This is a genomic window from Actinophytocola sp. (genome assembly GCF_050699915.1).
GTDB lineage: Bacteria > Actinomycetota > Actinomycetes > Mycobacteriales > Pseudonocardiaceae > Actinophytocola.
In genome coordinates this window covers 1-12,987 of the sequence record NZ_JBOHGA010000065.1, presented here as the reverse complement: position 1 = coordinate 12,987, position 12,987 = coordinate 1, and the positions used below count along the sequence as shown (strand labels likewise).

10 protein-coding genes and 1 pseudogene are annotated in these 12,987 nt (G+C 71.0%); 1 reads left to right on the top strand and 10 read right to left on the bottom strand.

The genetic code is table 11. From position 1 onward, the window contains the following. Positions 1-68: 68 nt before the first annotated feature. From ACRDSK_RS14440 to ACRDSK_RS14425, 4 genes are all read right to left on the bottom strand, one after another. Positions 69-974 carry a DUF3060 domain-containing protein gene (locus ACRDSK_RS14440; RefSeq protein WP_431441233.1) on the bottom strand — a complete coding sequence of 302 codons (906 nt, stop codon included), beginning with the start codon at positions 972-974 and terminating at the stop codon, positions 69-71. A gap of 149 nt (positions 975-1,123) precedes the next feature. Beyond that, positions 1,124-2,578: a DHA2 family efflux MFS transporter permease subunit gene (locus ACRDSK_RS14435; protein WP_431441232.1), complete on the bottom strand. Its 1,455-nt coding sequence runs from the start codon at positions 2,576-2,578 to the stop codon at positions 1,124-1,126. Between the two features lie 94 nt (positions 2,579-2,672). After that, positions 2,673-3,497, bottom strand: coding sequence for a class I SAM-dependent methyltransferase (locus ACRDSK_RS14430; protein WP_431441230.1), 825 nt, complete (start codon positions 3,495-3,497; stop codon positions 2,673-2,675). Positions 3,498-3,554: 57 nt separating this feature from the next. Next, complete coding sequence (locus tag ACRDSK_RS14425; RefSeq protein ID WP_431441229.1) at positions 3,555-6,218, bottom strand: BTAD domain-containing putative transcriptional regulator; 2,664 nt, start codon at positions 6,216-6,218, stop codon at positions 3,555-3,557. Positions 6,219-6,348: 130 nt separating this feature from the next. Here ACRDSK_RS14425 and ACRDSK_RS14420 point away from each other — a divergent pair, with 130 nt between their 5' ends. Further along, the gene (locus tag ACRDSK_RS14420; RefSeq protein ID WP_431441227.1) at positions 6,349-7,167 is read left to right on the top strand and encodes a S1 family peptidase; all 819 of its coding nucleotides are present in this window, start codon (positions 6,349-6,351) and stop codon (positions 7,165-7,167) included. A gap of 54 nt (positions 7,168-7,221) precedes the next feature. Here the strand turns inward: ACRDSK_RS14420 and ACRDSK_RS14415 are convergent, their stop codons facing one another. The 6 genes and pseudogenes from ACRDSK_RS14415 to ACRDSK_RS14390 all read right to left on the bottom strand — a co-directional run. Next, entirely contained in the window at positions 7,222-8,184 is a 963-nt protein-coding gene (locus ACRDSK_RS14415) for a serine hydrolase (protein WP_431441225.1), read from the bottom strand. Between the two features lie 48 nt (positions 8,185-8,232). Beyond that, complete coding sequence (locus tag ACRDSK_RS14410; RefSeq protein WP_431441222.1) at positions 8,233-9,618, bottom strand: AAA family ATPase; 1,386 nt, start codon at positions 9,616-9,618, stop codon at positions 8,233-8,235. 81 nt (positions 9,619-9,699) lie between these two features. Continuing rightward, positions 9,700-10,545 (bottom strand): peptidoglycan-binding domain-containing protein, encoded by an 846-nt coding sequence (locus ACRDSK_RS14405; RefSeq protein WP_431441221.1) that lies wholly within the window; start codon positions 10,543-10,545, stop codon positions 9,700-9,702. A gap of 36 nt (positions 10,546-10,581) precedes the next feature. After that, positions 10,582-11,451: a M23 family metallopeptidase gene (locus ACRDSK_RS14400; RefSeq protein WP_431441219.1), complete on the bottom strand. Its 870-nt coding sequence runs from the start codon at positions 11,449-11,451 to the stop codon at positions 10,582-10,584. Between the two features lie 166 nt (positions 11,452-11,617). Next, positions 11,618-12,850 carry a globin domain-containing protein gene (locus ACRDSK_RS14395; protein ID WP_431441217.1) on the bottom strand — a complete coding sequence of 411 codons (1,233 nt, stop codon included), beginning with the start codon at positions 12,848-12,850 and terminating at the stop codon, positions 11,618-11,620. 22 nt (positions 12,851-12,872) lie between these two features. Beyond that, a pseudogene (locus tag ACRDSK_RS14390) lies at positions 12,873-12,987 on the bottom strand (IS5/IS1182 family transposase); the annotation flags it as partial.

Here is a 12,987-nt window from a genome sequence, read left to right as displayed (position 1 = left end):
CGCCGAACCGCCGGAGAAACATTACCCCAACCGGACAGACGCCGACCTGTCCGGAATGGGCCGTCGCGTCAGCCTTGGCTGATGGTGTTTCCTTGGCCGTTGTTGTTGACCGCGGGCTCGGTGTCCGTCCACGTGAGCTGGTTCTGCGATCCGTTCAGGTTGACGGCCTGGACCGACGCGATGGTGATCGTGTTGCTGTCGCCGTTGATGTTGGCGGCCGCGCAGGTGCCGGTGAAGGTGAGGTTGTTGTTGGACCCGTTGATCGTGACCGGCCCACCGGTGCAGTTGTAGGACGCGGTCTGCCCGGAGCTGTTGAGGACCGCGGGCGCCGGCTCACCGGCGGGCGGCTCGGCCTCGGTCGGTTCGGCCGGCGCGGCGCCGGTTTCGCCGGAACCGCCGGAGCCACCGCCGGTCAGCTCGAGCGAGGCGTTCTCGGCGCTGATCGTGGCGCCGGTCTCGGTGCAGGTGATGGTGGCGGTGCCGGACGGGGCGATGGCGGGACCGAACTCGGACATGGGAATCGAGTTGATCCCGGCGACGGGCTGGTCGAGCGTGATCTGCCCGCTGGCGGACTTCTGGGTGAAGACGTGGGTGTCGCCGGTCTTGGCGTAGCTGCCGGTCGCGGTGCCGTCGAGGGTTGCGCTCGCGTTGAGTCCGCTGGCGCTGACCGAGATCGTGGCGCCCTCGCCGGCGAGCTCCCAGGTGCCGTCCTCGGTGAACGCCAGCGTCAGCCCGTTGACCTCGGCCACCTGAACCTGCTGACCGCCGACGGCGACGCTGTCCTTCGCGGTGATCGACCCGACCTGGTACGTGCCGGCCGGGCAGTCGGCGGCGGGCGCCGCCTCACTTGTTTCGGTGGCGGCCTGGGGCGCTTCGGACGCCTGCCCGTCCGCGGCCGGCGTGCCCTGTTCCGCGCACGCGGCCAGCAATCCTAAGAGCCCGACGACGACCGCCGAGCGAACCGTTCTTCCCATGATGGACTCCCTCCGATGAACCTGGCGGCGGGAGCCTAGAGCGTGACCGTGAACCGTCCGCGAAACGGGTGGTCGGAACCGACTATCGCCCGCCGGTCGAGGGCGCACCACGGGCGGTGTGCCCGGGGTGCGCCCTCGATGTCCAGCGATCAGGCGACCTCCGCGAGGGAGAGCTCCTCGGTCTCCGCGGTGGTCTCGGTCGGCTTGCGCAGGGCGGCGAGGGCGACGCCGATGCCCACCACGAGCAGCGCCGCGCCGACCAGGTAGGCCACGTGGAAGCCGGAGTTCAGCGCGGCGAGCGGGTCCTCGCCGGCGGCGATCTCGGCGGTGGTGTGCTCGGTGGCGAGTGTCGCCAGCAACGCGAGGCCGATCGCGCCGCCGACCTGGGCGCTGGTGTTGACCAGACCGGAGGCCAGGCCGGCCTCGCTCGGCTCGACATCCGACATCGCCATGGTCATCAGGCCGGGGAAGCCGAGGCCGGCGCCCAGGCCGACCAGGATCAGCGCGGGGACGACGTCGACCAGGTAGTCGGCCTGTACCGGGGTCCGGGCGAAGAGCAGCGTGCCGGCCAGCATCAGCACCATGCCCGGGACGAGCGTGGCGCGCACGCCGTACCTCACGGTCAGCGGGCCGGACACGCGAAGCGACATGTAGCCCATGGCGAACGTGGTCGGCAGGAAGGCGAGCCCGACCTCGAGCGGGTTGTAGCCGAGGACCTGCTGCAGGTAGAGCGCGCCGAGGAAGAACATCGAGAACATGCTGGCGACCATCAGTACCTGGGCCAGGTTGGCGCCGGCCACGCCGCGGGACCGGAACAGCCGCAACGGCATCAGCGGGTTGGCGACCTTGCCCTGCCGCAGCAGGAAGGCGACCACGAGCCCGACCGACACGGCGCCGAGCACCAGCGTCGGGGCGGCGGTCCAGCCCCACTTCTCCACCTGCGAGATCGTGAAGACGCCGAGCATCAGACCGGCGGTCAGCAGCGCCGCGCCCGGCGTGTCGACACCGTGCCCACGGCCCAAGCCCGGCCGCGCCTCGATCAGCCGGATCGCCAGTACCGCGGTGACCACGCCGACCGGCACGTTGATCAGGAAGATCCAGTGCCAGTTGATCGCGTCGGTCAGCACCCCACCGGCCAGCAGACCGATCGAGCCGCCCGCGGAGGCGACGAAGCCGTAGACGCCGATCGCCTTGGCCTGCTCCTTGGGCTCGGGGAACATCGTGACGATCATGCCGAGGATGACGGCGGAGGTCAGCGCGCCGCCGACCCCCTGGACGAACCGGGCCGCGATCAGCATGAGCTGGGACTGGGCCCCGGCACACGCGACCGATGCCACGGTGAAGATCGTCAACCCGATCAAGAACACTTTTCGCTGCCCGACCAGGTCACCCAGCCGACCGGCGAGCAGCAGCAGGCCGCCGAAGGCGATGAGGTACCCGTTGACCACCCAGGCGAGGTTCCCCGGCGAGAACCCGAGGTCCTGCTGGATCGACGGCAGTGCGACGTTCACGATCGTCACGTCGAGGACGATCATCAACATCCCGACGCAGAGCACGGACAACGCCAGCCAGCGTGAGCGGTCGGTCCCGGCCTCGGCACTCATGGGGATCTCCTCCTGTGGTTTCCGTTGGGTCACCACTACGTCGGACCGGATGTCGGCAGTTCGACATCGGTCCGGAGGAAATCCGGATCAATTCTCAGAACCGGTAGTAGTGCAGGACGATGGTTCCCGTGCGTGACCAGGTGTTACTGCGGGCCGCCAGGCGGTGGTACAGGCGAAGCGCCCGTGGGAACTCGGCGATCTCGGGTTCCCGACTGAGCGCGATCTCCTTGACCAGCGCCAGCTTGGGGTTCCAGCCTTCGGGTGCGCGGGGGTCGTCCATGCCGGGAAACTTGACGAGTTCGGCGACGGACTTGGTGCCACGGGCGTGTCTGGCCACCCAGATGACGAAGCGGGTGTAGCTGTTGAAGACGATCTCGCCGCTCGGGAAGTGTTCGATGAGCCGGTTCCACAGCGACACCAGCTCGTCCTGGGTGAGGAACGCCATCATGCCGTCGGCGACGATCACGGCCGGCCGATCGTTGGGGATCTTCTCCAGCCAGCCCTCGTCCCGCACGTCCGCGCCGATGACATGGGCGTTCGGGCGAGCCGGGAGCACATGTCCCCGGGTCTCGGCGACAAGGGGTAAGTCGACGTCGTACCAGTCGACGGTCGGCGACGGGTCGAGGCGGAACACTCGGGTGTCCAGCCCGGCGCCCAGGTCGAGCCCGACGGCATCCGGGTGGCGGGCCAGGAACCGCGAGGCCACCTGGTCCAGCTTCCTGGCCCGCAGGGCGACGTTGAGTACGAGGTTGGTGTCGATTCGGAGCTGCCTGTAGTCGTAGTCGAGCTCGGTCACGAGCTTGTCGGCCATGGCGTCGCCGAGGATGGGGTTCGGCCGACGGTTGTCCAGCGCCCTGGCGTAGAGCGTCAGGAACAGACTGTCCTCGAGGGGCGTGAAAGCCGGCAGCGTGACACCCATGGTTCGCTCCTCCCGGAAGGCTCGAACCCACTACAACCTCCCGCGAGGCGGTCGGCCTCATCCCCTTCGGGTGATACCGACGCGTGGGTCGCCGGCTGCCGCCAGCCTCGCGCGGAGAGGTTCGGCGTCGGGATGGTCGAGCTCGGTGAGGATGGCGAGGGCCGCCCGCCAGGTCTCGGCGGCGACGTGGTCCTCGCCGGTGGCGGCGTGTGCCTCGCCGATGTGGACGAGCACGTAGGCCTCGTCGTACCGGTGGCCGACGGTGCGGTGCAGCTTGAGTGCCTGGCCGTAGCAGTCGAGGGCCTCGTCCGCGTCGCCGAGCAGGTGGTGGGCGTAGCCGAGCGAGTCCCAGCTGGCCGCCTCGCCGTAGCGGTCCCCGACCTCCTGATGCAGGACGACGGCCCGTCGGCAGAGGCCGACGGCGGTGGGGTCGCCGAGCCTGGCCCCGAACCAGCCGAGCATGTTGGCGGCACGCGCCTGCCCGTGCCGGTCGCCGATGTCCCGGTACAGCTCGTCGGCCTGCCGGGTGTGGATCATGGCGTCGGCGACGCGGTCCTGCCGATCGCGGATCCAGCTGAGCGCGAGCAACATCTTCGCCCGGCCCACGTCGTCGCACCGCGCCTCGAACAGTTCCAGCGCGCGTCGCACGTGGACGTACGCCTCGTCGTAGCCGCCGGTGGCCGCCCAGGTGTGCCAGTGCGCCCGCCGGTCGAAGAACGTCGCGAGGGTCCAGGACAGCGCAGGTGCGGCGCCGGCGCTCTCCGCCTTGCGCACCGCCTCGACCAGCACCGGGTGCTGGGTGGCGAGCCAGCTCATCGCCTGCTCGTGATCCGCGAGGACTTGCGGGGTCACCCCGCCCTGGGCCGAGGTCAGGCGGATCGGCTTGCCATCGGGCTGGAGCAGCCGGTCGGCTTCCTGGGCGGTGTGCAGGTAGTGCTCGAGCATTCGGTTGGTCGCCCGGTGGCGCTCGGCGCCGCTGTCGTGTTCCTGGTTCAGCTCGATGGCGTAGGCGAAGAGGAGGTCGTGCAGCGTGAAGCGGCCGAGGGTGCGCTCGGTGACCAGGTGGGCATCTGCGAGCTCGACCAGCAGCGGGCGCACCTCGGCGACCGGCAGGCCGGCGAGACTCCCGGCGGCCGGCGCGGTGAACTCGGGCCCGACATGCAGGCCGAGCAGCCGGAACAGTCTGGCGGCCGCCGGGGTGAGGGTCTGGTAGGACCAGGAGAAGACCGCACGCAGGTCGGTGAGCGGATCGGCGTTGGTCAGCTCGGCGGCGAGGCTCGCGAGCGGGAACGCCGGGTGCATGGCGGCGCGTGCCGCGGTGATGGTCAGGGCCAGGGGAAGCCGGGCGCAGCGGGTGATGATCTCGTTGACCGCGTCGGGTTCCCCGGCGATCCGGTTACCGCCGACGCGGGCGGCGAGCAGGTCGTGGGCCTCGCCATGGTCGAGCAGGTCGAGCGTGACCGGATGGGCGCCGTGGTCGGCGATCAGGCCGGTAAGCCGGTTGCGGCTGGTGACGACGACCAGGCAGCCGGGTGTGCCGGGCAGCAACGGGCGGATCTGCTCGACGTCGCGGGCGTTGTCGAGCACGACCAGCACCCGCTTGCCGGCCAGCAGGCTGCGCCACTGCGCGGCCAGGGTGTCGAGTCCGGCCGGGATCGACCGGGACGGTACGGCGAAGGCGTGCAGGAAGCCGCGGATGGCCTCGGCGGGGTCGAGCACCGAGCCGGTGGGGTCGAAGCCGCGGAGGTTGACGTAGAGCTGGCCGTCGGGAAACTGCGGCGCGACCCGGTGCGCCCACTGCAGTGCCAGGGCGGTCTTGCCGACGCCGGCGGTCCCGGTCACGACCGCGATTTCCATTGTGGACGGTTCGCCGGCGGGCAGGATCGCGTGCAGGTGCTCGAGCTCGCGGGCCCGTCCGATGAAGGCCGCCGGTGGCGCCGGGAGCTGGCGCGGGACGACCTCGGCGGCGTCGGGGACCGGGGCGAGGGCGAGGTCCGCGGCGAGGATCCGTTGGTGCAGCTGCCGTACCGCCGGAGACGGGTCGGCGCCGAGCTCCTCGGCCAGGCGCTGCCGCAGCTGGTCGTAGCGGTGCAGCGCGTCGGCCTGCCGGCCGTTGCGGTAGAGGGCGAGCATGAGCTGGGCGGCGAGGCGCTCGTCGAGCGGGTCGGTGGCGGCCCGGGCGGTCAGCTCGGGCAGCAGGTCGGCGTGCCGGCCGAGGTCGAGAGCCAGGTCGTTGCGGTCGAGCTCGGCGGCCAGCCGCTCGGCGTCGAGCGCGACGCGGATGCCGTTGAGCCACGGGGTGTCCAGGGTGGCGAACGCGTCGCCACGCCACAGCCGCAGCGCCTCCGTCAGCAGCGTCAGCGCCTCGGACCTGTCCGGTGTCGAGCGGGCGAGGGCGACCAGGTGGCGGAACCTGTGCAGGTCGACGGCCGTGGGATCGACGGTGAGCAGGTAGCCGCTCGGTTGCCGGGCCAGTCGCGCCTCGCCGGTGGCCGTGACCAACCGCCGAAGTCGGGACACGTAGCCGGAAAGCGCGTTGCGGGCACTTCCCGGGCTGTGCCCGGCCCACACCCGGTCGGCCAACGTCGGCACGGGAACCACGCGGTTGGCGTCGACCAGCAGCGCGGCCAGCACGCAGCGTTGCCGGGCGTGCCCCACGTCGACACCCTGCCCGTCGACGGACACCGCGACATCACCGAGCACCCGGAACTCAACCGTCATCGTTCACTCCACCAAGAATCGTTTCACTCCGACGGCCCCGCAGGCAGGGATTTCACGATTTCCACATCATCTCCGACGACCGTCGCCGCACCCTTGTCGGCGACCGCTTGCCGTAGCAGGGAGGAAACGCATGCCTGTCAGACCCCGCCGAGCCTGGGCGGTGCTCCTGGGTGTCCTGGTCGCCGTGGTGAGCACGCTGGTGGCCGCCGCCCCGGCGCAGGCGATCTACAAGGGCCACGACGCCGACTTCAGCAAGTACCGGTTCATGGTCTCGATGCGCCTCGCCAACACGCCGGACAGCCCGCGCTGCGGCGGCACGCTCATCGAGCCCGACATCTTCATGACCGCGGCGCACTGCGTCGCGGGGGTCCCCCAGGGCGGGATCGTCGCCACGGTCGGCGCGAACATCCCGGACTGGCCCACCGCGCCGAAGATCGGCACGCTCGGCCACGCCATCGGGCGGCACTACGACCCCACCGGCGACAACCGGGACGACATCGCGTTGGTCCGGCTTGCGGCGCCGCAGTCCAGCCCCACCGTCCGGCTGGCCAGGACCGAGCCGCGCGTCGGGGAACATGTCACGATCGCCGGGTTCGGCTGCACCAACATCCCGGTCCCGCCGACCTGCGTGACCCGGCCGACCGTGCTGCAGGAGACCGGTCAGAAGGTGCTCAGCGACAGGGCGGGCTGCGGTCCGGAGATCTTCCAGAACCCGCCGGCGTTCGGGCCGACGACGATCTGCACCGTGGGCATCCGCGACAACTCGACGGTGGTGCCCGGCGACTCGGGCGGCCCGCTGCTCGTGCGCGACCGCTGTGGCGGCTTCCGGCAGGCCGGCGTGCTGTCGCTCGGCTCCGACAGTACCGACCCGTTGGTCGCCGGCTACACCTCGCTTCCCGTTGAGGCGCGGTGGATCCACGACACGATCGAGCAGCTGCGCGCCGGCTGACCGGCACCGGGGGCCGAGCGAGGGGTGCGCCGCGAGGGGCGGCGCACCCCTCGCCTACGCCGTCAGGCGGGCAAGGGCGGCCGCGGCCACTGTGGACAGACGGTCTCGGGCGGTCTGCTCGTCGGTGTACGGCTGGATCGACAGCAACGCGATCGCGTAGGCGTGGCCGGTGCGGCCGTCGTACGCGACGCCGGCGCTGTGCAGCAGGTATCCCGCCGGTGCGTAGGGCACCCAGGCCTGCTTGGCGTACCGCTGCGGCGACGCGCCCTCGTGCAGCAGGCCGTAGTGCTGCCCGAACCCGTCGACGGCGACCGTGCTCGGGCTGGCCAGCGCGTCGACGATCACCGCGCGGTCCTGGGGTGCCATGCCCCGCAGGACGTACCGGTAGATCGTCACCATGTCGGTGGCCGTGACCACCGTGTCGCCCCACGTCTCGGTCGAGTCGGGTGGGAGGTACGCGGTGAGCCCCAGCCGGCCGGCGACCCTGCCGATCGCGCCCGCGCCGTCGTGCCTGCCCCACAGCGCGTTCATGGCGTTGTCATCGCTGGCCGACAACGCGCGGTCGATCAGATCGAGGTCGGCCGGATCGAGCGGGCGCCCCTCGGCGCGCCGCCGGTCGAGCACGTCCACCGCGACGATCAGCTTGCTGAGCGACGCCGACATGAACTCCTGCGCACCGCCGCGGCCCACGGCCGGCTCGCCGGTGTGCACGTCCAGCACCGCGACTCCCAGCGACATGTCCGGCCCGGCCGCCCGCTCGGCCGCCGCGAGCACCTGCCGGGCGGGAACCGGTGGCACGACGGGAGGTTGGGCTCGCGGCTCGGCCAGACTCTCCACTGTGGTCGGCGTCGTCGGCGCGGTCGACGGTGAGGCCGGCGCCGTACTGGGTAATCGCGCGCGAGTGGTGTCCGTCGACTCCGACGACGACGCGGACACCGTCACGACCACCGCACCCCCGGCCAGCGCGACCGCCACCAGGACGACCCACACCGACCAGCGGGGTCTCGGTGCGGACATGCCTCATCCTAAGTCCGCGACGGGCCCTGATCGAGCGGCAACGCCGGGTCAGCGGCCGCCGAGGATGCTCCTGGTCAGGGTCTGTCGCTCGGCCATCAGCTCCGCCAGCGCGCCGTGCAGCGTGGTCTCGTCGAACGTGCCGCCCTCGTCGATGTGGCGCAGCACCGCGCGGCGCACCATTTCCTTGACGAAGGACGCCGTCACGCCCTCGGTGGCCGCCACGACCTCATCGGCCGACCGCAGTTCCAGCGGAGTGTTCGCCGCGTACAGGCGGAGCAGGCGCTCGCGGCACTCCGCGTCCGGCCTGGGCACCTCCACCGCCAGGTCGACGCGGCCGGGACGCTGGGTCAGCGCCTCCTCCATGACCTCCACGCGGTTGGTCGTCAGCACGAAGGTGACGTCCGCGTCCGAGCCGATGCCGTCCATCTCGTTGAGCAACTCGTACAGGAACGGGTTGCCGTCCGCCGTGTGTGAGCGGTCGTGCGCGATCAGGTCCACGTCCTCCACCACGATCACCGACGGGGCCAGCCGCCTCGCCAGGGCCGTCGTCGCCCGCAGACGCTTGTACATCGCCTCGCCGCTCAGCACGAAGACGGTCGACTCGGCCAACCGACTCAGCAGATACCGGACCGTGTGCGTCTTGCCCGTGCCGGGCGGCCCGTAGAGCAGCAGGCCGCGCTTGAGGTGCTGGCCGTAGCTCCGCAACAGCCGGGACTGGCTCGCGGAGCGCACCACGTGCCGTTCGATCATCCTCAGCACACCGTCCGGGAGCACCACGTCCGACGCCCGCAGCGTCGGGCGAGGCAGGAACGTCACCAGCTGGTTGCCATGATGCTCGCTGATGCCGTAGGCCAGCACCTGGCCGCGGAACACGTCGTGCTCGCGCATCAGCTGCTCGATCTCCTGGCGGATCGCGGCCGCCGTCACGCGGTCGGCGGCGAGCAGCTGCAGGTGGCAACGCTCCTCACCGTGGTCCTCCATCGCGCCCTGCACGGCAAGCACCACCGGCTTCCCGTCAGGTGCCGACGTGCACACCAGACCCAGGTGCACCGCCTCCGTCGACGTCGCCGGGCCTGTCGGCACCGTCGTGTAGTCGACCGCGCCGAGCTGGTATGTGCCGCTGTACGGGCTGCCGGTGATCGCCTCGGCCAGCATGTCGGTCACCCCGAGCATGCCCTTGTTGCCGGCGATGCCGAACCAGGTCGCGTCCGGCGTGTGCTTCGCCAGGTAGGCGTCCACACCCCGCTGCAGGTTCACGTGCTCGAAGCTCGGCAGATGCAGCGCCACGTTCGGGATCTCGGTCAGCGGACAGCCGAGATGTTCGGTGATCCGGTCGATCAGCGGCGAGTCGGCCGCGTCGGACAGGGTCCGCTGCGCCGTCTCGAGCAGCTCCTTGTGGGCGCGTGCCAGATCGCGTGCGTCGGAGAGGTTCACTCCACCACAGTGCCCGCCGCACCGGCGTGCTCGCTTCCGGGATCTTCCTTAAGGCGCCCCGGATCTTCCTCGGGGTCCTGGTCAGCCGCGCTGATACTCCTCCCACGTCACCTTCTCGACCTTCGGGCCGTCGTCCTTGCCCTTGTTGGCCAAGCCGTTCAGGCCGAGGTAGTAGTCGCTGGCCTGGTGCTGGGCCGCGGGCGACTGGTCGGTGTCGGAGATCGCCACCGCGTGGATGTGGTACGGCCAGTCGCCCTGGGACGGGTTGCGCAGCCACGCCGCGAAGCCGACCGTCCGAAGTGTCCGGACCACCTTCGTGCGCTGCTCACCCGACAGGTCGCGCACCGACAGGTCCAGCACGCCGCCGCCGTCGTGGGTGCCCGCCGAGTCCGGGTCGCCGCCCGGGTTGTACGAGCCCTGCGTGACCGTGAGCGTGCGGCCGAGCAGCTGCTCGGCCTTGACCAGCATCGCCTTGGTACGCGCGTTCATGGTGGCGCCGTGCGAGGTCAGCCGCTTGCCCGGGGACAGTGCGCCGGACACGGTGAAGCGACCGGCGCCGAGCTTCTCGAGCGACGTCTTCCCGGGCAGGCCGGAGGCGTCGAGCCCGGTGTAGCCCAGCCTGCGCTGGTACGCGGCGTACGCGTCGATCGTCTTCGAGCCGAAGTGGCCGTCCACGTACGAGGGCGCCAGCAGGTTCTTCGCGTCCAGCGCCTTCTCCACCAGCAGCACGCCGTCCTTCGCGCCCGGCGTCAGCGCGGTGTCCGGCCGCCGCGGGTCGATCTGCGCGGCCTTGACCACGGCCGCCATGTTCACCGACGCCGCGGCCGGTGCCGGTGCATCGTCCGAATTGGACGCCGCGATCGCCGGCACGGAGATGGCCGAGCCGACCACCACCAGCAGCGCCACTCCCCCGACTCGTACCTTCATCGTGGATTCTCCCGTCGTTTCAGCGTTGGGCGACCGTCAGCCGCAGTGCTCGTACGGGCTCGTGTAGGACTTCGAACCGACCGAGCCGCCCCACTTCACGCACTTGGCGGCGGCCGCCTTGGACACCGGACCGGCGTAGTAGGCGAAGCGCCCCGAGTCGCTGGCCTTCGCGCCGCCCTTGACCTGCAGTGTCGCGGAGACCGGAGACTTCTCGCCGAGCGAGGTCGACTTGAGCGTGGTGACGCAGTTCTTCTTGCTGGACGCGTTGTACAGCAGGTAGATCCGGCCGGACTTGCCCAGCGCGTGCGAGTCGATCACCGAGAAGCCCGACCCGCAGACCTCGCCCGGGCTGTGCGGGTTCGAGCTGCCGCCGCCGCACTTGTTGTGGCTGGTGAAGCTGGTGTGCCCGGGGTAGGGCACCTTGCGGCCGTCGAGCACGGCCGCACGCGCGGTGCCGTCGAGCCGCTGCTCGTAGTGCAGGTGCGGACCCGAGACACCGCCGGTGGCGCCCGCCTTGCCGAGCTGCTGGCCGACGGCTACCCGCTGACCCTCCGACACCTGCTGCGCCGACAGATGGGCGTAGCGCGTGGTGTAGCCGCCGCCGTGGTTGACCTCGATCCACCGGCCGTAGCTGTCGCCGCCCTCGTTGTCCACTCGCGACACCGTGCCGCTCGCGGACGCGAGCACCGGCATGCCGGTGATGCCGGACTTCTGGAAGTCGACCGAGTTGGCCGGGTTGTGCCCGGAGAAGGTCGCCGCGGTGACCGTCACGTCGCACCTGAACGGCACCTGGAAGTTCGGTGCCGCCACCGCGTCGGTCGACTGCGCGGCGACCGCGACGCCGAGCGCACCGACGACCCCGGCCGCCACCGCGGCCACGGCCAACACCTTTCGTAATGAACGCATCGTTGAGCTCCTCCGCCGTGCGAGGTTGCGGATCCGACACTGTGACATCTGACAGTCAACATGTCACAGCAGTCGCCATGGCGCCAACCACTTGGTGGGAGATTCACGAAGTGTTTGCGAACGCACCACGGAACGCCGCCCCGACGGCCGAACGACCGCGGGCTCGTCAGACGAGGAGCAGCGAGTCGTAGTGGAGCTGCCGGCCGGTGACGCCCGCCGCCGACAGCGCGGTGGTCGCGGCCTCGATCAGTCCGGGTGGGCCGGCCAGGAAGACGTCCAGGTCGCGGGTCGGCAGGCGGTGCGGCGCCAGCTCGGCGAGCAGCGTGTCCGCGCTGTGCACGAGGGTCGTGCCGGTGTCGGGCAGCCGCCGGACGAACGTGTCGAACTGTGGGTCGTACGGCTCGCCGGGGCGGCAGCCGACGATCAGGTGGGCGGCGGACTGGACGCGTCTGTCGCGAGCGCGTTCGCCGAGCAGGGCCTTGACGGTGGACCAGCCGGTGCCGCCGGCGATGAACAACGACACCCGCTGGGACATGGACGCGAGCGTGACCGAGCCCTGAGGCGGGCCGATCCGAACGAGGTCGCCCGGCGTCGACGAGACGAGCACGTCGCTCAACCCGCCGTGCCCGACCGCCCGAATGTGGAACTCGAGGACCTGGTCCGGGTGGGGCGCGGTGGCCATCGAGTACGGGCGCCACACCCGCGGCAGCCTGGCCGACTCGAGTGTCGCGTACTGCCCCGCCCGGTACGGGTACGGCTGTCGCGGCCGGACGGCGAGAATCGCGACGTCGCCGCCGCACATCCGGTGGCCGACCACGGAGGCGTACCAGAACGGTGGCAGCTGGTCGGCGTCGGCGGCCGCGCGCATCATCACGTCGGCCGCCGCGCCGTAGCGGGCGAGCCACGCCTGTTCCACCGCCGGCGTCCAGTGCGGTCCGACGTGCCGCGACAGGGTCGCCATCAGCGCCCCGCCGATCGCGCGGTACTGCGCGGGACGTGCCCCGAACTTGCGGTGGTCACGGCCCAGCTGCTCGAGCACCGGCATGAGCGTCGCCGGTTGCGCGCCACCGGAGACGAGTGCGAGCAGCGCGGCCAGCAGCCGGTCCTTCTGGACCGACAGGTCCGCGGGGAACATCTGTCGGAGGCCGGGCAGCCGCGAGAAGAGCTCGTTGTAGAACGCGGTGACGACCTCGGTCGCCTGTGGCGCGATAAACGCCACCGTCGACTCCAGCAGGTACTGGTCGCCCCAGTCGAGGTCCTCGGCGCGAAGCGGCGGGCGGTCCGCCTCCTCCCGGGCGTACATCCGGTCCCGGGCGCGGGCCGCGTGCTTCCAGGTCAGCCATTGGTCGTAGCTGGGCGCGGTGCCACGCCGTGCCGGCTCCTCCCCGCTGAACACCACATCGGCAGATTAAGACGGTGTCTCATGTGGCCGTTTTGCGGAGTTTCTTGTAGCAGGTGAGGGCGGCGGCGAGGGTGAGGAAGGCGCTGAAGTGGTTGGCGTAGCGGTCATATCGGGTGGCGAGCCGGTGGTAGCCG